The 23911-nt window shown below is 60.5% G+C and carries 18 protein-coding genes; 12 read left to right on the top strand and 6 right to left on the bottom strand.

Features of this window, described 5'->3' with window-relative positions; translation table 11 throughout:
- The first annotated feature begins 16 nt into the window (after positions 1-16).
- Complete coding sequence (locus ACZ5WW_RS07365; RefSeq protein ID WP_377172125.1) at positions 17-619, top strand: flavin reductase family protein; 603 nt, start codon at positions 17-19, stop codon at positions 617-619.
- 60 nt (positions 620-679) lie between these two features.
- Here the strand turns inward: ACZ5WW_RS07365 and ACZ5WW_RS07360 are convergent, their stop codons facing one another.
- Positions 680-2761 carry an FAD-dependent oxidoreductase gene (locus tag ACZ5WW_RS07360; protein ID WP_377172127.1) on the bottom strand — a complete coding sequence of 694 codons (2082 nt, stop codon included), beginning with the start codon at positions 2759-2761 and terminating at the stop codon, positions 680-682.
- Between the two features lie 133 nt (positions 2762-2894).
- Here ACZ5WW_RS07360 and ACZ5WW_RS07355 point away from each other — a divergent pair, with 133 nt between their 5' ends.
- Positions 2895-3365 carry a YMGG-like glycine zipper-containing protein gene (locus tag ACZ5WW_RS07355; RefSeq protein ID WP_377172129.1) on the top strand — a complete coding sequence of 157 codons (471 nt, stop codon included), beginning with the start codon at positions 2895-2897 and terminating at the stop codon, positions 3363-3365.
- Positions 3366-3430: 65 nt separating this feature from the next.
- Entirely contained in the window at positions 3431-4738 is a 1308-nt protein-coding gene (locus ACZ5WW_RS07350; protein WP_377172131.1) for a YeiH family protein, read from the top strand.
- A 49-nt stretch (positions 4739-4787) separates the two neighbouring features.
- On the opposite strand, the gene ACZ5WW_RS07345 is transcribed toward ACZ5WW_RS07350, so the two are convergent.
- Entirely contained in the window at positions 4788-5195 is a 408-nt protein-coding gene (locus ACZ5WW_RS07345; protein WP_377172133.1) for an RrF2 family transcriptional regulator, read from the bottom strand.
- Positions 5196-5287: 92 nt separating this feature from the next.
- Here ACZ5WW_RS07345 and ACZ5WW_RS07340 point away from each other — a divergent pair, with 92 nt between their 5' ends.
- The 3 genes from ACZ5WW_RS07340 (at position 5288) to ACZ5WW_RS07330 (ending at position 8841) form a co-directional block, all read left to right on the top strand.
- Positions 5288-6646, top strand: coding sequence for a replication-associated recombination protein A (locus ACZ5WW_RS07340; protein WP_377172135.1), 1359 nt, complete (start codon positions 5288-5290; stop codon positions 6644-6646).
- A 162-nt stretch (positions 6647-6808) separates the two neighbouring features.
- Positions 6809-7522, top strand: coding sequence for a 3D domain-containing protein (locus tag ACZ5WW_RS07335; protein ID WP_377172137.1), 714 nt, complete (start codon positions 6809-6811; stop codon positions 7520-7522).
- 338 nt (positions 7523-7860) lie between these two features.
- Positions 7861-8841: an alpha/beta hydrolase gene (locus ACZ5WW_RS07330; protein WP_377172139.1), complete on the top strand. Its 981-nt coding sequence runs from the start codon at positions 7861-7863 to the stop codon at positions 8839-8841.
- A gap of 248 nt (positions 8842-9089) precedes the next feature.
- On the opposite strand, the gene ACZ5WW_RS07325 is transcribed toward ACZ5WW_RS07330, so the two are convergent.
- Positions 9090-11537 carry a PVC-type heme-binding CxxCH protein gene (locus ACZ5WW_RS07325; RefSeq protein WP_377172141.1) on the bottom strand — a complete coding sequence of 816 codons (2448 nt, stop codon included), beginning with the start codon at positions 11535-11537 and terminating at the stop codon, positions 9090-9092.
- A 145-nt stretch (positions 11538-11682) separates the two neighbouring features.
- Here ACZ5WW_RS07325 and ACZ5WW_RS07320 point away from each other — a divergent pair, with 145 nt between their 5' ends.
- The 4 genes from ACZ5WW_RS07320 to ACZ5WW_RS07305 all read left to right on the top strand — a co-directional run bounded on the left by ACZ5WW_RS07320 (position 11683) and on the right by ACZ5WW_RS07305 (position 15328).
- Complete coding sequence (locus tag ACZ5WW_RS07320) at positions 11683-11856, top strand: hypothetical protein (RefSeq protein ID WP_377172143.1); 174 nt, start codon at positions 11683-11685, stop codon at positions 11854-11856.
- 139 nt (positions 11857-11995) lie between these two features.
- A complete protein-coding gene (gene creB / locus ACZ5WW_RS07315) occupies positions 11996-12694 on the top strand; it encodes a two-component system response regulator CreB (protein WP_377172145.1) in 699 nt (232 codons plus the stop codon).
- The gene (gene creC / locus ACZ5WW_RS07310) at positions 12691-14118 is read left to right on the top strand and encodes a two-component system sensor histidine kinase CreC (RefSeq protein WP_377172147.1); all 1428 of its coding nucleotides are present in this window, start codon (positions 12691-12693) and stop codon (positions 14116-14118) included. Before creB ends, creC begins: the two co-directional genes overlap by 4 nt.
- Before the next feature lie 46 nt (positions 14119-14164).
- A complete protein-coding gene (locus ACZ5WW_RS07305; RefSeq protein ID WP_377172149.1) occupies positions 14165-15328 on the top strand; it encodes a diflavin oxidoreductase in 1164 nt (387 codons plus the stop codon).
- Positions 15329-15361: 33 nt separating this feature from the next.
- Here ACZ5WW_RS07305 and ACZ5WW_RS07300 read toward each other — a convergent pair whose 3' ends face one another.
- Complete coding sequence (locus ACZ5WW_RS07300; RefSeq protein ID WP_377172151.1) at positions 15362-17764, bottom strand: ATP-binding protein; 2403 nt, start codon at positions 17762-17764, stop codon at positions 15362-15364.
- An 89-nt stretch (positions 17765-17853) separates the two neighbouring features.
- Between ACZ5WW_RS07300 and ACZ5WW_RS07295 the strand changes: the two genes are divergently transcribed.
- Together ACZ5WW_RS07295 and ACZ5WW_RS07290 are read left to right on the top strand one after the other, a co-directional pair.
- Positions 17854-19950: a prolyl oligopeptidase family serine peptidase gene (locus ACZ5WW_RS07295; RefSeq protein ID WP_464694225.1), complete on the top strand. Its 2097-nt coding sequence runs from the start codon at positions 17854-17856 to the stop codon at positions 19948-19950.
- 298 nt (positions 19951-20248) lie between these two features.
- A complete protein-coding gene (locus ACZ5WW_RS07290) occupies positions 20249-21184 on the top strand; it encodes an IS110 family RNA-guided transposase (RefSeq protein WP_377172271.1) in 936 nt (311 codons plus the stop codon).
- A gap of 181 nt (positions 21185-21365) precedes the next feature.
- Here ACZ5WW_RS07290 and ACZ5WW_RS07285 read toward each other — a convergent pair whose 3' ends face one another.
- Complete coding sequence (locus tag ACZ5WW_RS07285; RefSeq protein WP_377170533.1) at positions 21366-22550, bottom strand: 3-keto-disaccharide hydrolase; 1185 nt, start codon at positions 22548-22550, stop codon at positions 21366-21368.
- Positions 22551-22622: 72 nt separating this feature from the next.
- Positions 22623-23888: a DUF1501 domain-containing protein gene (locus tag ACZ5WW_RS07280; protein WP_377170535.1), complete on the bottom strand. Its 1266-nt coding sequence runs from the start codon at positions 23886-23888 to the stop codon at positions 22623-22625.
- Between the last annotated feature and the right edge of the window lie 23 nt (positions 23889-23911).

Genomic DNA, 23911 nt, shown 5'->3' with positions numbered 1-23911 from the left:
TGCAACCAATACTCCCATGGAACTCGACCTCACCGGCCCTCTCCGCGAAGACGCCTACATGATCCTCGCTGGACTCGTCACCCCGCGCCCCATCGCCCTCACCACCACCGTCGATCCTGAAGGCCGTGTCAACGCCGCCCCCTTCAGCTTCTTCAATGTCCTCGGAGACTCACCACCCATCGTGGCCATCTGCCCCGGCGACCGATCCGCTGGTGTCCCCAAGGACACCGCCCGCAACATCCGCCTCACTCACGAGTTCGTCGTGAACCTCGTCGACGAGGCTCTCGCCGAAAAAATGAACCTCTGTGCTGCCACGCTTCCTCCGGGCGAAAATGAGCTTCTCCACGCCGGCCTTACCGCATTGCCAAGCAGTGCCGTCAAACCACCGCGCATTGCCGAAGCCCCCGCCAGTCTGGAGTGCAAAAGCCACAGCATCATCGAGATCGGCGACAACCGCCTCATCATCGGCGAGGTCCTCCGCGTCCACGTCCGCGATGGCATCTTTGACCCTGCCACCTGGCTTATCAAGCCCGCCAACTACCACCCCATCGGCCGCATGCAGAGCCCCAACTGGTACTGCCATACCAAGGACATGTTTGAGCTGAAGCGGCCGAAGTGAATGGGCGTGTTGAGGAAAGCAGGACATCATCAGACACCTGCTTTCCTCATTTAAACCAAATCACTTCTCCAGCACCCACTGCGCCGCATCAATGATCACATGGCCCTTGGTGCCTTCATTCCGCACCTCCACCCAGCCGCCTTTTCCTTTCTCAAAGGAGAACGTCCCCAGCGGCAGCAGCACATCCTTCTCCGGGGCTTTTTTCTTCTGGTCCACAACGATCGTCTTCTCGCCGCCTGCGTAGTGAATCACCACAGGCACCTTGTCCGCACGGTTGGCCAGCGCGGTGTAGGTGATGGCCACGCGGTAGTTCCCCGCTGAGGGCAGATCCGGAATGAAGCGCGCCTTCTGCTCGCCCTTAGCAGTGTCGCCATCATGGCGGTAGCCCTGGCCCACAAAGCCCGGCGTGGTGTGGCCTTCGCTGCTGAAGCCGGTCAGCTCCGCCTCGCTGTCATCCACCACGATCCCGCCCAACTTTTCCTTGCTGATGGAGACATGCTCTGGCACCGGCGGAGATTCAAAGTCCAGCACCTGCCCGTCGGCCAGCATCTTCTCCTTGAGCTTGGCGTAGTCGATCTGCTGCAGGTCCTTGCCGGAGTCGATGGCAATCACCGCTGCCGTCGCGGAGCTCTGGCCCATCACCATGAATACCGGCTCCATGCGGATGCTGCCATACGCAATATGCGTGGCGCTCAGGCACACAGGCACCAGCAGGTTGGTGCACTCCTCCGCTTTCGGCGTGATGCTGCGGTAGCTGATCGGATAGGGGCGCGTGCCGATCTGGATGTCCCCTTCATTGCGCACAAAGCCCTCTTTGGTGATGTAGCGTTGCACGTTGTGGGAGTCCATGTTGTAGGCCCCCATGCCCACGCTGTCCTCCACGATCTCACGGCGCTTGCAGTTCTTCTCGCTCATCACATAGCCGCCGATCATGCGACGCGCCTCGCGCACGTAGAGCTGGCGCGGCCAGTTGTCGTTGTCCTTAAACTCATCCTTCGCCAGCCCCAGCTTCTGGAAGGCCGCGCGGATCTTTTCCGGCACACGCGGGTGGTGCGCATACGTCCACATCAGCCCCTTCTGCCAGTCCTCATGCGCCTTCCAGATTTTCGCGCGCGTCTCATAGTCGGCGTCCGGATACTCAAAGTTCTGCCCGATGAAGTCCGTGCTGACGGCAAAGTTGTTGTTCGTGTCCGTCTTGCGGTTTGGCATCCACGTGGGGGCCCAGGAGATGCGCTCGTCACCGGCCTCCACATTGCGCAGCGCCAGCTCAAACCACTTCTCGTCATAATTGGCAGGCTTCTCCCAGTCGCGGCGATTCTCCGGCACGTCGGTGGTGCACATGCGGAAGTTGTAGGCCTGCAGCTTGCGGTCGCCGCTCTCATCTTCGCCGATGTCGCCGGGATCAATGCCTGGCAGCACACCGCTCTTCGGATCGCCGGGTTTCACATACGGATCCACATTTTTGACGAACTGATGATGGATGGTTTTGACTTTCTGCACGCCGTTGATCGTCTCGCCAAACTGCGCATTTGCCTCGCGGCCTACAGCGTAGCTCACGCCCGCCTTGGCCATCAGGTCGCCCTCATACGTGGCGTCGATGAACATCTTCCCTTCAAAGGCGCGTCCGCTTTCCATGATGATCTTCGTGATCCGTGTGCCCTCCTTCACCACGCCCTTTTTGAGATCCAGCCGCTCGCTGAAGACCACCGTCACCTTGTCCTTCACCGTGGCCAGCATCGCGTCATAAATCTCCGTGGCCGCATGCGGCTCAAAGGTCCACATCGTATCCTCCGTGCCGGTGTTGCCGTGCTGCTTCTTGGCAAAGTATTCCTCGCGCGTCTGGTGCTGCCACTTCGCGGGCTCGTTGTAGTACTGGAAGACCTTGGCGTAAAACTCCCGCGACATGCCGCCGATCGCCTTCTTGTTGCCGATGTCCGTCGCGCCCAGTCCGCCCGTGGTCAGCCCGCCGAGAAACTTGGTCGGCTCGATCAACACCGCCGTCTTACCCATCCGCGCCGCCTGGATCGCCGCCGTGATGCCCCCCGAGGAGCCGCCATAGACGACGATGTCATACGAATCTGCCGCCCCGAGCGGGGCAAAGGCAGCCAGAGTGGAAATCAGGAGGACTGGGAGGAGCTTCATGGTGGCACCCATCCAGCCGCAGACGCCGCTTTTTGCAACTGTGGCGATACTTTAGACCGGGCTGCGCAAAAAAATTCGAATAGTCCGCGTCGGCGGGCGTCAGAGTGCAGGACAAGATTCACCTCACCACCCTATGAAGACTTCGTTTGTTCGTTCGCTCACCTTTGGAGCTCTCCTCCTGAGCCTCGGCCTCACCTCCTGCGCAGATCCCTATGGCTACGGCTACGGGGGCGGCGGTTACGGTTATAATGGCGGCTACGGCGGTGGCTACGGGCGCTCTCCCGCCGGCAGCACCGTCGCCGGGGCGCTGATCGGAGCCGGGGCAGGTGGCATCATCGGCAATCAACGTCACCGTGGCCTGGAAGGTGCCGCCATCGGCGGTGTGCTGGGGGCTTTGGCTGGCAGCATGATCGGGAACAGTCAGCGCGGCTATCCGCCGCAGCAGGGCTACTACTCACAGCCCGGCTACAGCCAGCCTAACTGCGCTCCCAGCTACAATCGGAACCCCGGTTACGGCTACACCCAGCCAAGCAGCTACTATCCCGGGAACGGCTACGGCCCACAGCCCGGCAACAACCCCTATGCCTTTGGCAACTGGCAGTAAAATAGGCCTTCCGGCATGCGTTTGAATCGCGGCGGTTTTCCCGCCGCGATTTTTTTTACACACACATGTCAGCCAACTCCGCCGCCTCAGACTCCGCCTATCCCACTCCTGGAACCGCTCCCGCCCACTGGTGGCAAAATGAAGACTGGCTGGCCGTCTTGGCCGCACTTCCGGTTCTGATCGCTGTAGGCAGCGGCTGGAGCCCCAAGCTTCCCGCCTGGGGCTGGAGCGGAATGGGGGATATGTCGAAGGCTTTCACCCCCGACAATTTCGCTGTCAGCGCCGTTCTGCTGGCCGTCTTTCTCGGCATCTCGGGTCTCGCTCTCGCGGCCTCTCTGGGCAGAAAAATCGGCGCATTCCTAACCGGTGCCGTCGTGGTGTTCATCCTCGGCTGGTTCGCCCAGTGGATCGCCGCCCACGCAGGCATCAAGGCCTGGGGGCTTGAATACGTGGTTTTTGCCCTCGGCCTGGGCCTGCTCTGGAGCCACCTGCTGCCAGTGCCTGAGTGGCTGCGCGAAGCTGTGCGCACCGAGTTCTTCATCAAAGTCGGCATCGTGCTCCTCGGTGCCACCATCCTCCTCCCGGAGATGATGAAGGCCGGCTTCCCAGGCCTCATCCAGGCCGCGCTCGTCATTCCGGTGGTCTGGTATGTCTGCTACTTCATCGCTCGCAAATTGAACGTTGATGACGAGTTCGGCGTCATGCTCGCCACGGCCGTTTCCATCTGCGGTGTCTCCGCCGCCATCGCCGCTTGTGGTGCCATTCAGGGCGACCGCAAAAAGCTCTCCTACGTCACCTCCATCGTGCTGCTCTGCGCCGTGCCCATGATGGTGGTCATGCCCTGGGCCATCAAGTCCATGGGCCTCTCGGAAGCCGTCGGCGGCGCCTGGATCGGCGGCACGCTGGACACCAGCGGCTCCGTCGCCGCCGCGACAGAGCAGGTGGGCAAAAACGCCACCAAGGTAGGCGTCATCGTCAAGCTCTCCCAAAACGTCCTCATCGGCGTCGCCGCCTTCATCCTCTCCATCTGGTGGACCATGCGGGGCGGCAAAGGCGGGGCAGGGCAGGGGAAAAGGCCCTCCATCGGCCTGATCTGGGAGCGCTTCCCCAAATTTGTGATCGGCTTCGTCATCGCCTCCGTCGTCTTCTCCTACTTCGTGCCGCCTGCGGTCGCCGAGGCCGCCGCAAAGCCGCTCAAAGGCCTGCGCGAGGTCTGGTTCGCCGCTGCCTTCGTCTGCATCGGCCTCGAAACCCGCATCGGCGATCTCTTCAAGCTCGGCGGCGGCAGGCCCGCTCTCGCCTTCCTTGGTGGCCAGACCTTCAACATCCTCTGGACGCTCCTGCTCGCCATGTGGCTCTTCAGCGGCAAATAATTTCACATCCCATGAGCCGGCGTCTATGCCGTCGGCTCATCTGCCTGGCTCAAATATCAAACGAAACCGCCCCGCGCGGCTGCTCCTGCGCAATGATGTGTGCGATGGTGTTCTCCGCAAACCACTGCGTCACCTGGTCTCGCAGCCCGCCAAACACCTGGCCCAGCGCATCGTGCTCCGCTCCCGGCACCGGATCAAACGGCCCGTCAAACAGCGTCACCACCTCTCCCAGCGTGATCCGCGCCGGATGCGTCACCAGCTGGTACCCGCCGCCAACGCCGCGTTTGCTGCGCAGCAGCCCGCCATTCTTCAGCGCTAGCAGGATCTGCTCCAGAAACTTCAGCGGGATGTGTTCCTGACTGGCCAGGTCCTGAATCGAAAAATTCGTCCCCTCGCGCTCACGCCCCATCGCCACCAGGGCGCGGAGGGCGTATTCGGCTTTTTTGGAGAGCTTCATCTTGGAGCCTTATCGAGCATGAAACCCGCCCCGGTGCAAACTGCGATTTGCCGCCGGAGCGTTTCCGCGTCATTCATGCAGCTGCCCTCCGCATGAGCGACGACTTCTTTGCCCCCCCGCCACCCGAGCCGCCCCGTGCGGCCGCCGTGGTGCATCATGCAGGCGCCCCGCTGGCCTCGCGCATGCGGCCACGCACTCTGGCAGAATATGTCGGCCAGCAGCACATCCTCGCCGAGGGAAAGCTCCTCCGCCGCGCCGTGCAGGCAGACCGCTTTTCCTCCATCATCCTCTACGGGCCGCCCGGCGTCGGCAAGACCACCCTCGCCAACATCATCTCCCAGGAGACCAAGTCACGCTTCGTCACTCTCAGCGGCGTGGAGAGCAGCGTGGCAGACATCCGCAAGGAGGCCGAAAACGCCGGCCACCACCTCCGCCTCTACAACAAGACCACCGTCCTCTTCGTGGACGAGATCCACCGCTTCAACAAGGCGCAGCAGGACGTGCTCCTCCCGCACCTGGAGCGCGGTACCCTTCGTTTCATCGGTGCCACCACGCACAATCCTTTCTTCTACGTCAACAGCCCCCTTGTCAGCCGCTCGCAGGTCTTCACCCTGGAGCCGCTCGGCATTCCTGATCTCGAAGCTCTCATCGACCGCGCACTCGCAGACGCCGATCGCGGTCTCGGCAGCATGCACGCCCGCATCGAGCCAGACGCACGCCTCCATCTCGCCACCGTGGCCGATGGCGACGCCCGCCGCTGCCTCAATGCCCTGGAACTCGCTGTCCTCTCCACTCAACCGGATGCAGCAGGCGAGATCGTCATTACCCTTGCCGCCGCTGAGGAGTCCGTGCAGCAAAAGACCGTTGTTTACGATGGCGATGGCGACGCCCACTACGACACCATCAGCGCCTTCATCAAGAGCATGCGCGCCTCAGACCCCGATGCCGCGCTATACTGGCTGGCCAAGATGCTCTACGCTGGTGAAGACATCCGCTTTATCGCACGCCGCATTGTCATCGCCGCCAGTGAGGACATCGGCATGGCCGACAGCAATGCCCTCCGCGTCGCCGTCGCCGCGCAGCAGGCCGTCGAGTTCATCGGCATGCCGGAGGCCCGCATCATTCTGGCCCACGCCACCGTTTACAATGCCACCGCCCCCAAGAGCAATCGCGCCTACATGGCCATCGATGCCGCTCTGGACGACGTGAAAAACGGCCGCACCCTCCCCGTGCCCAAGAACCTCCGCGACGCCCACCACAAAAAGGCCGCCAAGGAATTTGGCCACGGCGAAGGCTACCTCTATCCTCACAACTACGAGGGCGGCTTCGTCCCTCAGCGCTGCCTGGAAGGCGGCCGCCAGTACTACGACCCCACCGCCAACGGCCTGGAAGCCCGTATCAAAGAGCGCCTCGACCACTGGCGCAAGCTGTGGGAAGGCCAGGCTGAGTAGTGCGGGTTTTCTCTGATTAGGGGACCGGATGGAAGGTCATAAGCAGTTGTTTAATTATGGAAATTAAGACCTGTTAAGCTTTAAGGGTCTAAAAAATATTCTTTTTATATTGAGGATATATGAAAATTACAGTAAATTTTTCTCTATAAACAAAAATAAGCCATGTACAACTCACGTTTGATCACCTCTGGCCTCTGTGGTGTCATTTTGGCATCGTTTAATGCCTGTGCACTGCCCAAACAATCGTTGATTTCTGCGTGGAAGGAGATGCGCCACAAGACATCAGCACCCCTTCAGACTGGGGTTAAGTACGAGGTGCGTAAAGCACTGGCAAACAATGCTCCATTTCGTCCTGGTGCAATCAAGCGTTACACCTTCGTGATCGATGATCCGAAACCGCCGCTGATGCTTTCCTCAAATTTGTATCGCAATTCTCAGATGCGCGTGCGCACCACTGCTTACACGCACAACGAGAGCGACCATCTTATTTATGGGGTTAAGAATGCGATTGGCACGAATTTGCGGTTTGGCAATGTGCGCAGCGCTGCTGCAGATTGGTCGCGCTTTCCTGTTGGCACACTTTTCCGTATCGCTGGCCAGCCCGGCATCACCTACGTGGTGGACGACTATGGCAGCGCTCTTGTCGGCACGGGAACCATTGATTTGTACAAACCCAGCCGCAGCATGATGGACAACTGGGGGGTGCGTCATGTGGACATCGAGGTCATCCAGTGGGGATCGTATGAAAAGAGCATGGAACTCATGCGTGACCGCACGAAATGGCGCCACGTCCGCGCCATGATGGAAGGCATTGAAGCTCGTCTGCGCACGGCTGCACTGCCTCAAGCCAGAACACCGTTCACGGCATCGCTGTAAAACAAAAAGGGGAATTTCCTCCCTCAATGGATCACTCAGGCGGCATCGCGGCAATTCAGCGATATTCCGCCGCGCCAGATGTCGTTAGGAATACACTCATGCGTGTTGTCTTCCTCTCGTTGTTCCTCTGTGCAAGTGGCCTCTGTGCCGCTCAAAACAAACCGGGTGCGCCTGTCACCATTACGCCTCGGCAAATTTTGGCATCCCTGGGCAAATCATTGGCTCCTGAATCGCAAAAGACTCTGCATGATCAGGTCATACGTCTCTTTGGACGGCAGAATCTGATGCAGGGCAGGGCCGCGGCTAAGATCGAGGCCACTACGGTCGCCTGGGCCATCATGGATCCCAAGCCTGCCCGTGTCGTACAGCAGAATGGTACTTTGATCGGGGAGATGGTCATGCTGGGAGATGAAGGCCTCCAGGTGCTGGTCACTGATATGCCCAACTTCACCGAAACCGGCTACCGCGTGGAGTCCGAGGGAATGCCCCGCCTTGCTGGCACCGTGCATGTCGAGCACTTTGAATACACTGCCGACAGCCTGCCGCAGAAAAATGTGCCGCAGGGCAGGCTGGAAAAGTTTGTGTGGCAGACGAGCGAGGTCTTTCCAGACACAGTGCGCGACGTGACGGTTTACCTGCCCGCTGGGTTCACTCCCGGAGAGGAAACCTGTCTCATGGTCTGGCAGGATGGCTCACGCCATGTGGATCCCAATGGCTCCATGCGGGCCTCGGTGGTTTTTGACAACCTCATCCACAAAAAAGAGATGCCGCGCACTGTCGGTGTCTTCATTGACCCAGGACGCTTCAAGAAGCAGCCGCCGGGTGCCAAGGCTGCCAACCGTGGCTTTGAGTACGATTCGCTCGGGCCGGCTTATGCCAGCTTCTTGATCGATGAAATCCTCCCCGAGGTCGTCAAACGTTACCAGACCAAGTTTCGACCGCAGCCGGAAGCCTGGGCCATCGCAGGTGGCTCCTCCGGCGGCATCTGCTCTTTCACCGTCGCCTGGGAGCGGACTGACAAATTCCGCAAAGTCCTCTCCTGGGTCGGCTCCTTCGTCGATCTGAGAGGCGGGGACGTCTATCCCTCGCTGATCCGCGCTGGCGACCGCAAGCCCATCCGCCTCTACCTCCTTGATGGCGAGAATGACCTCGACAACAAGTTTGGCAACTGGCCCATCGCCAACAAGCAGATGGCCGCCGCTCTCAAATACAAAAGCTATGACTTCCGCATCGACTGGACCAAGTGCTTTCACGGCAGCAAAGGCATGGCTCCCATGCTGCCCGAAGCCCTGCGCTGGCTGTGGCGTGATGTGAAGTAGCCTTAGAACATTTCGCGGTGGCTGCGCGGTTTTATGCAAACAGCCAGTTGTTCAGTCTCATCAGTTTCACGCGGCCTCCAGCACACGCCAGTCGTTGTCTGGTTGCAGTGTGACTGGGACGGATGTTTGGAGCCTTCGATTCAACGCAGAGGCTGCTTGCATATGAGCTCAGAACAGCAGAGCACACAGCTGCAGCTTTCGCTTCATTTTTACGTGCCGCCCAAGATCGATGCCAGCAGCCTCTCGGCTTACTGCCTGCTGCCGATGTAAGCCAGCACATCGACGACCTCCTGCGCGGTGAGCACGCTTTCCAGGCCCTCTGGCATGATCGAAGTCGTCAGCGTTTTCATGGCCTGAATCTCCGTGCGCAGCACGACGATGTCTGCGCCGCCCGGCAGCCGGATCGTGACATTCCCCGGTGTTTCAGCAGCCAGCTGGCCCACGATCATCGTCTGGTCCTTCTTAGTCACCTGCGTAGCCGCGTTACGCTGCTCCACTGCGCGGTTCGGATCAAAGATGGCTTCAATAAGCTGCTCCCGAGGCTTGGTGGCCACCGTTGTCAGGTCAGGTCCCACCTCCACGCCCAGATCCCGCACTTTGTGGCACACCATGCACACCTTCTGAAACACCGCTGCACCACGCTTTGCATCACCACGAAGGGACGTCGCATCTGCCACATATCTGGCCACCACTTTCTGCCGGTCCTGGTTCTGGTTTGTGATCACCGGCATCACTGCTTTCATGGGCGTTTTCTGCGGTGCCTGATTGAGCAGCGCTTTTTCAAAATCACTCAGTACGGCATCTGATTTCGTGCCAGTGGCCGTCAGGGCGCCTGCGCGTACCAGCGGCTTCAGCGGCTGGATCTGGGCAAACACTTCATCAGCGCTCATGCCTCCAAGTTCCATCAGGGTGAACGCCGCCTGCACCCGCACCGCCGGCGCGCTGCCCAGCAGCGGCTTCAGGGCTGCCACCGCAGACGTTTCATTTCGCTCAATCAGCAGCCGCTGCGCCGTGTCACGCACCCACCCATTTCCTGATGCCATCGCGGCTGCAGGATCGCTCACCGTAGTCTTGCCTTTGGGGGCTCCGGTTTTTGCGATCCGATAAATCCTTCCACGATCCTCCCCGGCACGTAGTTCCAGACCGCGCGCGATCTCCGCCGGGATCCACTCCGGGTGCTCCAGCACCAGCCGGTACATGTCCGCCACATACAGCGCGCCATCTGGTCCCGTGCGTGCCATGCTGGGTCGGAACCAGTTGTCTTCGCTGGCCAGGAACTCGCTCTCCACATCCCCCGGATGGCGTTTGCTGGTGATGGTGCCGCCGTCGTAGCTCAGCACCTCGCGGTGCACCAGGTTGTTTGCAGGCTCGCAGATGAAGATCACCTGGGTGCCGTCGGTGCCAAAAGTGCTGTCACGAAACGGCATCGGCGAACATCCGGAGGTCAGCGTGTTCACTGCGCTACCTTGATTGAAGCGTCTAACTGGCGGGCTTGCGGGATAGAGTCTCTTCTCACCGTTCATGTCGCTGCGCACGGCTTTGGCCACCACTTCGGGATGGCGTTCCAGATAGCGAAACGGCAGCCAGTAGTGCCAGCCGATGGTGCTGTTGTTGTTGCCAAACCAGTTGCCAAAATCGTCACGCCACTTGCCATACTGGCTGCGGCCGCCCTCCAGGGCAAAGTCGCCGGTGCGCGGATCAAAGCGAAAATCATTCGTGCCCAGCGCGACCTTTTTCCCCGTCTTTACGCAGGTGATGTCACCGCCGCTGTCACCATTCGCACCGTAAAACCAGCCATCCAGCCCCCAGCAGAAGCCGTTCACCAGATGCTGCGGATTTCCTGCGGTGAATCCGGTGAACCACGTCTCGCGCTTGTCGCATTTTCCGTCGCCGTCCGTGTCCTCCGCGTAGAAAACGTCCGGGATGTTGGCGATGAAGACGCCGTTCTTCCATGGTGCGAGGCCTGTGGGATGCTTCAGCCCGTCCAGAAACAGGGTGGACTTGTCGTAAACTCCGTCGCCATTCGTATCCTCCAGGATTTTCACGCGGCCCTCCTGCAGCTTGGATACCTTGTCCTGACCCACGCTGCCGTCCTTCGTCTTTTCACCGGGGGCAAAGGGGTAGTCTCCCATTTCCACCACCCACATGCGGCCTTGCGCATCCCAGTCCATGAACACCGGGTCCTGCACCAGCGGCTCGGCCGCTACCAGCATCGCCTCAAAGCCCGGCTTCACATGCATGGCCTTGAGCGACTCCTCGGGAGACTTCGGCGCAGGCCCGGGCACTTTGAGCAGCTCGGCAAACGGCACCAGTTTCTTCTCTCCCCTCCACATGGCAGCATCGTGAAAGGTCACACCGCTGTCGCTGCCGTCAGCGTCCACGATCAGGGGCAGGCTGTTAGCGTCACCGGCCTTGCCCTCTCGCATCACCTGGGACCAGCCTTCATCCCATTGCAGGCCCTTCTTGGCACGCTCCTTCGGAACAAAAAGAAACACGCCATACTCACGCGCATTGGAAAGCACGATGTCCTCATGGCCGTCGCCGTTTAGATCCACAAAGCGGACACCGTTGTCGTGTCCCTGGGCATCCTGCAGCCTGGCTGCATCAGGCAGGGGGTGTTCACGCAGGGCAGGCGGCACATCGACGGCATTCAGCAGGCTGCTGCAAACAAGAAGGGGCAGGATGAATCGTGGCATGGCGTGGTCGGGAGATAACTGGAAACCAACGTCCATCCCCAGTCAGTTTCTTTGCGGCAGGCATGGAATTATGAAATACGATTTTTCACCTTCATTTCATCTCCGTTTCATCAGGGTTTCATAGCGCTCCTGCAGTGAGCAGCCGATGAAAGCATTCCGCCTCTTCCTGCTGCTGGCCGCCTGCCTTGTCATAGCGTGGGTTGTTCTGAGCACTCGTTGCATCCGGCTTGATGAGAAGGGGGATCCGCTGCTCATCAATGACGAGGAGGTGTTGTGTGCTGAGTCTCAGTTTGGTGCTCTTCCGCTGCGCCCGGCATGAACTGATTTTAAAATAAGGAATTCAGGAAGCAGACTGCGTCTGCCATTCTTGTTCATCCCGCAAATACCCCGCCACTGAGATTCTAAATAACCGTCTTGTCAGCACTGCCTCAGCAGTTCAACAATCCACCTCAGCCGAAATGCCCGCCAAAATCCTCATTGTCGAAGACGAGCCGTCTATCTGCGAAAACGTCGTTTATGCGCTCGAAGCCGACGGCTTTGCCGTGAGCACCGCCGCCACGGGCCAGTCGGCTCTGGAGCAGGTGAAGGCCCAGGACTTCAGCCTCATCATCCTCGATGTGGGCCTGCCTGACATGACCGGCTTTGAGGTGTGCAAGGCGGTGCGCCGCTCGCATTCGCTGCCGGTGCTCTTTCTCACCGCACGCTCCAGCGAGGTGGATCGCGTGGTGGGCCTGGAGATCGGCGGCGATGACTATGTGGTCAAGCCCTTCAGCCCACGCGAGCTGGTGGCCCGTGTGCGCGCCATCTTGCGCCGTGTATCCGCCGTGCCGCTGCCAGCACTGCGGCCGGATACGGCGGTGCCGTTGGTGATCGATGACGTGCGCTGCCAGGCCATCTACTACGGCACAGCGCTGAATCTCTCGCGCTATGAGTTCCGCATGCTCAGGGCCTTTGCCGCACATCCGGGGCGTGTCTTCAGTCGCGAGCAGCTCATGGACCACGCCTCCGAAGAGCCGGACGCCTCCATGGAGCGCACGGTGGACACCCATGTGAAGACGCTGCGCGCCCGCATGCGCGGCGTGCGCACGGGGCTGGACCCCATCGTGACCCATCGTGGCATGGGCTACTCCCTGCTGGAAACCTGGCCTGACGCATGAGCCTCACCGCACGCTTCTTGCTGGGCTTTGCCGTGGTGTCCGTTGTGGGCCTGTTTGTGCTTTTTTCCCAGCTCATCCGTCGCGTCGAACGGCAGTATTTTGAAGCCATCGAGGAGCCGATGGTCGACGTGGCAAACATCCTCGCAGAAGTCATCGGTGCAGAGGCTGAAGGCGGCGTCCTCAAAACGCAGGCGGTTGAGCGTGCGGTGCGTGCCGCCCAGCAGCGTCAGCTCAAGGCTCAGATCTACAATCTCAGCAAGACTCGCGTGGATATGCAGGTCTACGTCACCGATGCGCAGGGGCGGGTGCTCTTTGACTCTGCTGGCATCGAAAAACCGGGCACGACCGCCAATCACCGCGATGTGAACCTCACCCTCATGGGGCAGTACGGTGCGCGTTCCTCCCGCACCAGCGAATACGACCCGCTTTCCATCGTAATGTATGTCGGTGCTCCCATACGCTACCAGGGCAGGACTGTCGGCATGCTCAGTGTTGCCAAGCCTCAGCGTGGAGTTTTGGCTTTTGTCTGGGAGACGGAGCGCTGGCTCAAGTGGTCAATCATCACTACGGTGCTGCTCATGCTGCTCGGCATCTACCTCGCGGCACGCTGGGCCACACGGCCGCTGGAGGTCCTCACCCAGCACGCACTTGCCGTGAGCCGTGGCGAGCGCTCCACACCGCCACGCATGCCCGGACATCAGATGAAGACGCTGGCCCGTGCTCTGGAGGACATGCGCGATGCCCTGGAGGGGCGCGAGTACGTGGAGCACTACGTGCAAAGCCTCACGCATGAGCTGAAAAGCCCCGTCGCCGCCATCCTCGGCGCAGGGGAGATTTTACAAGGGGATGTGCCGGAGCCCAAGCGCGCGCGCTTTCTGCAAAACATCCGCACCGAGGCCGCCCGCCTGCGTGACCTGCTGGAGCGCCTGCTGCATCTGGCCGCACTCGAAAAACAGAAGAAGCTGGAGACAACTGAGGCTGTGAATCTGGCCACGGTCTTTGACCGCACCTGGGATCATCTGGCGCTCATTGCGCAGGGCAGGGACGTGTGTCTGCAGCGCGACATGGCTGAGGGCCTCATCATTCAGGGAGACCCCTGGCTGCTGGAGATGGCCGTGGGCAATCTGCTGCAAAATGCCATCGACTTCGCGCCTAGGAGCAGCTCGATCATCGCACGTGGATATCACTCTGACTCCAAGATCGTGCTTGAGATCGAGGACTGCGGGCCGGGCATTCCTGACTATGCACGCGAACGCGTGTTTGAGCGCTTTTATTCACTGCCGCGTCCGGACAGCGGCAAGAAGAGCACCGGCCTGGGGCTATGCTTTGTGAAGGAGGTGGCTCAGCTCCACCGTGGCAGCGTGGAGCTGACAAACCGGGAGGGAACCTGTGGAGCAAAAGCCATGCTGATACTTCCGGTGTGAGGAGGGCCGGTTTGACAATGGCTCGTCGCCTTTCTAGGCTCTGCGCATGAGCACAACCGAAGCCGGAAAGCCCGTTTACAACGTCAAGAACCCCTGCATCGCCAAGGTGAAGCGCATGTTCAACCTCTCCGGACCGGATGCGCCCAAGCACACCGCGCACTATGAGATCGACCTCGCCGGCTCGGGGCTCGAGTACACACCTGGTGACTCGCTAGCCGTGCAGCCTACGAATGACCCGGCGCTTGTGGACGACACACTCGCCGCGCTCGGTTTCTCGGGCACGGAAATCGTGAAGCATCCCAAAACCGCCACCGAAGTCCCGATCCGTCAGGCATTGATCGAAGGCGCGCTGATCACCGAGATCGATAACAAGCTCATCAAGGCCATCGTGGAAAAGACTGGCGGCAACACCCCTCTGGCCGAGCTGAGTCTGCCTGAGAAAAAAGAAGAGCTCAAAAACTATCTCTGGGGCCGCTTTGTCATCGATCTGCTCCTCGAGAATCCCACCGCGAAATTTACGCCCGAGGAGTTCATGCTCACTCAGAAGAAGCTGAACATCCGCCTCTACTCCATCAGCAGCAGCCAGAAGGCGCATCCTGATGAAGTGCACCTCACCGTGGCTACCGTGCGCTACACCAGCTACAATCGCGCACGCGGCGGTGTATGCTCCACTTTCCTTGCTGAACGCGTGACGCCAAAAGAGACGCTCATCCCCTGCTTTGTGAATCACGGCAAAGGCTTCCGTCTCCCTGAGCCGCAGGAGCAGACGCCCATCATCATGTGCGGCCCCGGCACCGGCATCGCCCCCTTCCGCGCCTTCCTCGAAGAACGCAAGGCCACCAGCGCTCAGGGCAAAGCCTGGCTCTTCTTTGGCGAAGTCAGCTCCAAGTCCTGCTTCTTCTACAAGGAGGAGTTTGAGGCTTATCTCGCCGATGGCACGCTGACCAAGCTTAGCACCGCCTGGAGCCGCGATCAGGCAGAGAAGGTCTACGTGCAGCACAAGATGCTGGAAAACAGCGCCGAATTCTGGTCCTGGCTGGAACAAGGCGCCATCTTCTACGTCTGCGGAGACGCCTCACGCATGGCCCTCGATGTGGACAAGGCTCTGCACACCATCATCGAAAAGGAAGGCGGCAAATCACCCGAGGAAGCCATCGCATACGTGCAGGCCATGAAGGATGCGAAGCGGTATCGGAGAGATGTTTATTGATACGTGAGACTGGCTGCCAGCCCGTTTCACGTCCTACTTCGCCAGCCACAAAATCCCCGTCGCCGTCACCTGGATGTTTTTCTTCACCGGGGTGAGCTTGAAGATCTCAAACGCAAGTGTGGCGGGATCATACTGATCGCGGATCTTCTGCGTGTCATCGGCGATCTGTTTTTCCAGCGCGGCCATGTCGGCCTTGATGGACTCCAGCTCACGCTCGGCGGCTTTCACGTCCTGACCTTCTTTCCAGGCACGTGAGGCGCTGCTGACGGTGCTGGCTTTGACCATGCTGGTCTTGCGGCCGAAGATCGCTCCGAGGATGCTTCCGCCGATCTGCACCGCCGTGCTCAGCTTCGCGCTGCTGGCCTGCGCCTGTTGCACATCCACCTTGCTGGCTGCTTTCTCGGCCTTGTCCTGCAGCGACTTCATTGTCTTCGCCGTTTTCGTGCGCAGTTCTTCGATGGCGGCGTCACGCTGTTCGCGGGTCGTCTGTGTGATGCGTACCTTGAACTCATCCTGCTTCTCTCCGGGATTGGAGTACACCTCCAGCAGCGGTGAAAAGAAAACCTCCAGGCTGTGATTCGCAAACACCCAGTCGGCGAAGTCTTTCTTGATGCTGGTGTAGGTTGTCGTTTTCAGCGCAGGTCCCGGCAGATCTGCATAGGCGGCGTTTTCTTTTGGCTCCGTGTCGTACTTGGAAAGGTCGTCGTCCTTCGGCACATCCACAAACTTGTCCCACAGCACCTTCTGCTTCTCAGTGTCGATCTCGTTGACGAGCGTGATGACGCTGCGCCCGCTGATCTTCCGCTTCGCATCGTCAAACACCACCGTCGCACTGCGCACGATAGCCGGCACATAGGTGAGGCGCTCGCCTTCTTCGTCGCATGGCTGGAAGAGTTCGGTTGCACCGTCCGGCAGCTTTGGGCGCAGCGTGTTGCGGTTGGCGGCAGCGGAGCTGCTCGCTCCTGGCGGCGCAAAGCCGTCATCCTCGGCGGCGGGAGCGGCTCCGGCTTTCGGGCGGATGGGCTCCATGAGAGCCTTGATCTGCGGACGTGAAAGCGGGCCGCTCAGGTAGCTCATCAGCCAGCGCACCGTGAACACCACGGGATGATCCTCGTGCACGTTGTTCATGAGGAAGACACGGTTGCCCAGACCTGCGAGTGTCTGCTCCATTTCCTGACGGTCAAACTTGCCGCCTGCGGTGTTGGCGGCGCCTTCCAGGCCTTCGAGCACGCGCATTTTGTCGCGTTCGGTTTGCAGCCTTCCCAGCCACCAGGTGCCGATGTTCGCCAGCGCCTTGTAGTCGAGATCGGCTGGGTTTTGCGTGGCCAGCAGGATGCCGAGGCCAAAGGCGCGTGCCTGCTTCAGCAGAATCATCAGCGGCTTTTTTGAGGGAGGCATCGCCGTGGGCGGCAGGTAGCCGTAGATCTCGTCCATGTAGAATATGGACCGCAGTGAGGTGGTGCCCTGCTGAGCACGCATCCAGCCCAGGAGCTGGTTCATCAGCAGCGAGACAAAGAACATGCGCTCCGTGTCGCTCAGATGGGCGATGCAGAAGATGGTGATGCGTGGCTTGCCCTCGGGCGTGTAGTACATGCGCTGGATGTCGAGGGGCTCGCCCTCCAGCCAGGTGCTGAATCCGGGGGAGGCCAGCAGATTGTTCAGCTTCATGGCCAGGGCGGTGCGCTTGGCCTCGGGGAAAAAGCTCTCGAGATCGACCACACCGATCTTCCGCAGCGGCGGCTGCTGGATCTGGCGCACCAGATTTTCCAGTGAGAGATTCTGTCCTTTCTTCCAGCAGGTGGAGACTATGTTGCTCAGCAGGATATGCTCAGGCGACTGTACCGGATCAGCCTCCACTCCGATGAGGCCTAGCAGAGAGGACACAGTGCTCTCGATGCGGTCGCCCAGCGCCTCGCCATCATCCATCACTTCGGCAGGTGGGCAGTTCAGGGAGCTGAGGATGGAGACGGGCAGCCCGGCATTGCTGCCAGGGGTGTAGATGGCCATGTCCACCGTGGCTCGCAGTTTCTGTATGCGCTCGGCGCTCTGGCCCCACTCACCCAGGCCCTTCTGCCACAGTGCGGACTGAGCAGCGGCGTATTCGTCCGGAGACTGGCCTTTGCGTCGTGCCTCGTCCTCATTGATCCACGGGCGAAACTCCTGTGGCGTGAGATTGGGGAAGGTGAGCAGCGCATTGCCGATGTCCCCCTTCGGATCGATCGCGATGACCGGCACGCCATCCATCGCCGCCTCTTCCAGCAGCGCGAGGCACAGCCCCGTCTTGCCGCTGCCCGTCATTCCGAGGACGACGCCGTGCGTCACGAGGTCTTTGGAGTCATAGAGCACGAGGTTGTCCTGAACTTTCTTCGCCTTGAGATCGTATTCACGGCCGAGGTAAAAGGTGCCGAGCTTTTCGTATTGGTCTGGAGTGATCATGAGACGCGGAGGGTGAAATTCGGTGTATGAAACGAGCGTGGCGGAGGCTGCATGGATTGCAAAGTGGAAAATGGCAGGCACGGTGAGACATGCGCGCCGCATTTCTGTTCATGATGACCACCGCCTCTCTCGCCGCTGAAGCTCCGACCTACCCCCAGACACGCAAGCAGGACGTCAAAGACACGTTGCATGGCGTGACGATTTCCGATCCCTACCGCTGGCTGGAGGATGACAACTCGGAGGAGACCAAGGCGTGGGTGAAGGCGCAGAATGCGGTGACCTTTGCGTATCTGGAAAAGCTGCCACGCCGTGAGGAGATCAAGACGCGGCTGCAAAAGCTGTGGAATTACGAACGCGTGGGCCGGCCCTTTGAGCAAGGCGGGCGCTGGTTCTACACCTACAATTCCGGCCTGCAAAATCAGGCGGTGCTCATGACGGCGGAGTCTCTGGGAGGAGAGGCAAAGGTGCTGCTGGACCCCAATGCCATGTCAAAAGATGGCACCACCTCGCTCTCCGACTACTCACCCAGCGAGGACGGCAAATGGATGGCCTATGGCGTGTCCGAAGCCGGAAGCGACTGGAACACCATCCGTGTGCGCGACATCGCCACCGGGCAGGATCTCGAAGATGTGGTGCGCTGGGTCAAGTTCAGCGGCGTGTCCTGGCGCAAAGACGGCAGCGGCTTCTACTACTCCCGCTACGACGAGCCCAAGCCCGGCGCGGCACTGACGGCCAAAAACGAATATCACAAGCTCTGCTTCCACCCACTGGGAAAACCGCAGAGCGAAGACGTGCTCATCTATGAGCGCAAAGACCAGCCAAAGTGGGGCTTTGGTGGCGGCGTGACAGAAGACGGTGAGTATCTCGTCATCCAGGTGTGGCTGGGTACGGAGCCCAAGAACCGCGTCTTTTACCAGAAGATCGCAGGCGGCCCGGTGGTGGAGCTGCTCAATGACAACGACGCACGCTATGAGTTCATCGACAACGACGGACCTGTCTTCTATTTCCGCACAGATCTGAATGCGCCGTGCTATCAGGTGATCGCCGTCGATGTGCGCAAGCCGCAGCGTGACAACTGGCGCATCGTGGTGCCTGAGGTGCCAAAGGTGCTGCTGGAAGGCGTCAGCACCGCTGGCGGTTACATGTTCTGCGAATACCTGCGCGATGCGAAAACCGAAGTGAAATGCTTCGATCTCGACGGCAAGCTCGTCCGTGAGGTCAAGCTGCCCGGCATCGGCAGTGCAGGTGGCTTCGGCGGCCATCGGCACGATACCGAGACCTTCTACACCTTCACCGGATTCACCGAGCCCGGGGCCATCTACCGCATGGACCTGAAAACCGGTGAAAGCTCTCTCTGGCGCAAGCCCAAGGTGGACTTTGACGGCGCCGCCTACGAGACGCAGCAGGTCTTTTACCACAGCAAGGACGGCACGCGCGTGCCCATGTTCATCGTGCACAAAAAAGGGCTGAAGCTCGACGGCACCAACCCCACGCTGCTCTATGGCTACGGCGGCTTTAACATCAATCTGACGCCCGGCTTCTCCGTTTCGCGGGCGGTCTGGCTGGAGATGGGCGGCGTCTTTGCCATGCCCAACCTGCGCGGCGGTGGCGAGTATGGGCGCGCATGGCATCAGGCGGGTGTCAAACTGGGCAAGCAGAACGTGTTTGATGACTTCATCGCTGCAGCGGAATGGCTCATCACGCACAAATACACCAGCAGCTCAAAGCTCGCCATTCAGGGCGGCAGCAATGGCGGCCTGCTCGTCGGCGCCTGCATGACGCAGCGTCCCGATCTCTACGCCGCGGCCCTGCCTGCCGTGGGCGTGCTCGACATGCTGCGCTTTGAGAAATTCACCATCGGCTGGGCCTGGAAGAGCGACTACGGCAGCGTGGAAAACAAGGCGGAGTTCAATGCCCTGCTCAAATACTCGCCTTATCACAATCTGAAATCCGGTGCCCGTTACCCCGCCACGCTCGTGCTCACCAGCGACCACGATGACCGTGTCGTCCCCGCACACAGCTTCAAATTCGGCTCTCGCCTGCAGGAATGCCAGGCCAAGGACGGTCCTCCAGTCCTCATCCGCATCGAAACCAGCGCGGGGCATGGAGCAGGCACGGCGCTGAGCAAGACCATCGAGAGGACTGCGGACGAGTGGGCGTTTTTGGTGAAGATGCTGGGGATGTGAAAAAGTACGATGGGCACTCCTTGTATGATGGGGTTGTTCTGCAATCGTGATTGCGGCTAAGCTGGCCGCAGTCTGGATGCTGCGGCAGGCTGGCCCTTTACACCAACCTGCCGCAGAGCGTTCCGGGGAGCCTGCGGGCACTCAAGGCCCTTGGAGGCCGTCGGACAGCAAAGCACCCGGGACGCCAGAACAGACGGTAACTCGAACAGTTGAAAGAGCCTCCGCTTGACCTTGGTCCCGTGGAGAAGCTCGCATTGGCAAGGAAGAGTCCTCATAACCATCCATCCCATCCATCGTCATGAATGATGTCCATCCCCCGTCCGTTGTCTACGTCGGCGTTGATGTCAGCGCCAAGCATCTCGATCTCGCCGGACTATCCCGGCTCAAGCAGGTGCCTAACACTCCAGCAGGCCACCAGCGGCTGCTGCACAGCCTCCCTGCCAACGCCCACGTCATCGTAGAGGCCAGCGGTGCCTGCGAGCATGCGCTGTGGATCACTCTGCTCAAAGCCGCCGTGAAAGTCAGCCGTGTCAATCCCGCCAAGGTGCGCCACTACGCACGGGCCAATGGTCGCCTGGCCAAGACTGACGCATTGGATGCGCAGCTGCTGGTTCTCTTTGGCCAGGGGCTCTCACCGCAGCCTGACGTGCTGCCTTCGGAACAGATGCTGGAGCTGCAAAGCCTTGTCAGCCGCCGCGAACAGCTTGTCGCCGTGCATGCCACCCAGCAGGTCCAGCACCAGCAGCTGCAAAATGATGCGCTCAAAACTCAGGCCAGGCAGCTCATGGACTTCATGGAGCAGCAGATCAAGGCACTGGAAAAGAACATGGCCGTCCTGGTGAACTCAGCGGAACTGCGGGAGCGGTCTCAGCGCATGCAGCAGCTGCCCGGGGTCGGCACGGTCACCAGCGCCACCTTGCTGGCCTTGATGCCGGAACTCGGCCTGCACAGCGACGCTCGCATCTGCGCTCTGGCAGGCCTTGCACCGCATCCCTATGACAGCGGTCCGATGAAGGGCCAGCGCCACATCCAGGGTGGTCGCTGGAGAGTCAGGCGCGTGCTCTACATGACGGCCATCTGCTCCCTGAGCCACAACCCCATCCTCAAAGAACACTACAAACGTCTACGTCAACGCGGCAAACCTGCGAAGGTCGCCATCACAGCTCTCATGCGCAAAATCCTCTGCGTGCTCAACAAACTCCTCACCCAACCCAACTTCACACTTGCGTCGTAACACAGTTGCTGCCCGTCGATCAGCGCTCCCTCAAACACCCCCCAGCCTCAGAGATTCATCACCGCATCGCATGTGCGTAGCGTCAAAGCTCCGCTGCGCGCAGCCGCTGCCAGTACGCTCATTCCTCAGTCGCTGTCATCTCTCGCCGTTCGATGGATAAAAGTGTCCGTCACACTTCGGTTTACTCCCGCACAAAGAAATTCGCGAAGGTCACGGCGCTACCAAAATCCGCCACTCCCACCGGCCCTTTCGCAGCGCCTTCCAGCGTGCCTTCCACCACCTGTGGATTGGCATCCTGAGGTTCGGTCAGTGTGGCGCTGGCCTTGTTGCCGCTGAGCGTCAGTCGCACGCGGTACCATTTGCCTGGCTTCACTTTGTCTGCGCCGAAGACGATGGGGGCTGTGCCGCTGCCGATGAGCACAGCGGGCGCTGCCTGACCACGCACGCAGAAACCGGTGCAGGCACGTGAGAGATCGGCGTCTTTTGGGAGCTGGAAGTCGGCGATGTATTCGCCGTCGGTGATCTGGCTTTCGCTCCAGAGCGTAGAGGCTGTCTGCCCGTTTGCGGCGCTGAGCTTGAGATTCCAGTTTGCTGCCTTCCAGCGTGCCTCAGCACCGGCTGGCACTTTCCAGCCACGCAGGTCCAGGCCGTTGTAGAGATGCTTCCATCCCTGGTCCATTGGCGCGGAGTCTGCGGCGGTGGCTCCAGTGCTGGGCAGCTCCTTGATGCGCACATTGCGAAATTCCACCGGCGCGCCTTCAGATTCCAGAGCCAGGTAGCCTTTGCGCCAGAAGCACTTGTCACCGCCGCTCACCACCTTGCCGTTCACGGCGAGGGTGAGGGTGCCGTTGTTGCCGGTGATGCGGTAGTGGTTCCATTCGGGCGAGGGCTTGCTGCGCTCCTCGCTGGGAAAGCTGCGCTGCCCGCTGTGGTCGCCATGCGGCTCCATGGTGGCTCCATGGATGGGGAAGACATCGCCATGCGTGGTGAACCAGCGCGGTTTCTTTGGGTCCGCATGCTTCATGTAGCCGTGGTCCAGCACCTGCACCTCGATGCCACGCAGGAAGGGCACGCCCGGCGCGGAGATGGGGCTGCCCCAGATGAAGACCCCGGAGTTTCCTCCGCTGCTGAGGTGCCGCCACTCGCATTCCAGAATGAAATTCTCATACTGCTTCTCCGTGCGCATGGCCCCGGTAGGTGTGCCAGTGCAGCTCACCACACCGTCCTTGATGCTCCACGTCTCAGGGGCGCAGTTGGCATTGACCCAGCCGCTGAGGTCTTTGCCATTGAACATGGGGACAAAGCCGTCCTCCTCGGCGAGAGCGCTGCTGAGTACGAGGAGGCAGAGAAACAGTGTGGATTTCATGTGCGAAGAGTACGCACAGTTTGGCCAAGTCTTTTATCTCTGCCTGTCGAAGGCAATGTCTTCTGGCAATCCTCAGCCAAACAGCGCCGCCACTGGCTTCCCGCCATCTGTGATCGGCACAGGGCGCGTGCCGTCCATCAGTTCCTTGCTGGGATCGATGCCCATCGCGGCATGGATGGTGGCGTGGAAATCGACGAGCGGCACGGGGTTCTCGACGGGCTTCTTGGAGAGCTCGTCGGTCACGCCATAAGCTCCGCAATGGTTCAGGCCGCCACCGGCCAGCACCATGGAGAAAGTGGTGCCCTGATGGCCGCGTCCGCCGCGTCCGTCAAACTCAGGCGGGCGGCCAAATTCCGTGCCGACGACGATGAGCGTCTTGTCGAGCAGCTTGTGGTTCTTCAGGTCGCGGATGAGCGCGGCGAGGGCGGTGTCCAGCTCCTGGATGAGGAGATGCTGGTTTTTGTAGCCCTCGTTGTGAATGTCCCAGCCGGTGCCGTTCATGAAGTTGAGATTGTGGGACACCTCGATGAAACGCACGCCCGCCTGCACCAGGCGGCGGGAGAGCAGGCAGCGCTGGCCGAACTCGCCGCCATATTCATTTCGCAGGGAGGCGGGCTCCTCCTTGAGATTGAAGTGGCGCATGAACTTCGGGCCGGAAAGGCCGAGCGCCTGCTCCTGCGCGGCCTTGTAGTCGGAGATGCTCGACTCTTTGGGCGCGCGTGACATCAGCGGGGCCAGGAGTTGCTCACGGGTGAGAGCACGCTTTTCATCGACAAAGTCCGGGCGCGTGAAGCCTGCGGGGCCGGTGTTGGTGTCAGTCAGATAAACGTAGCCTGCCTTGGCGCCGAGGAAGCCGGGGCCACGGCTCACATTCGGGTAGCCGATCAGGATGTAGGGCGGCATGCCCTCACCAGCGGCGCCACGCTCATGCGCGATGATGGAGCCCACGCTGGGATAGACCACATTGCCGGAGATCATGCGCCCGGTGTGGACGATGTTGGTGGCAAAGGCGTGCTCGTCGATCACGTGGTGGTTCACCGTGCGCATCACCGTCACGTGCTCCATGACCTTGGCGGTCTTGCTCAGATGCTCCGTGAGCTGCACCCCGGGGACGGAGGTGTCGATGGCCTTGTAGAGAGAGCCTGCGATCTTGGTCTTGTCCGTGTTGTTGCCGAGCTTCTTGGGGTCAAACGTATCGATCTGCGCCATGCCGCCGCCCAGCCAGATGAAGATGCAGTGCTCCGCCTTGCCCTTGGGTGTGTGCACCGGGGTGTTGTTGGCAAACAACGGGGCTGCGCCCATGGCAGCGGCGGAGGTGAGGAAGGAGCGGCGTTTCATGATCTTGAGCTATAAACGTTGAA

It is taken from the genome of Prosthecobacter fluviatilis (assembly GCF_055388355.1).
The sequence above is the reverse complement of the archived record's forward strand: the minus strand, read 5'-3'. Positions and strand labels throughout refer to the sequence as shown.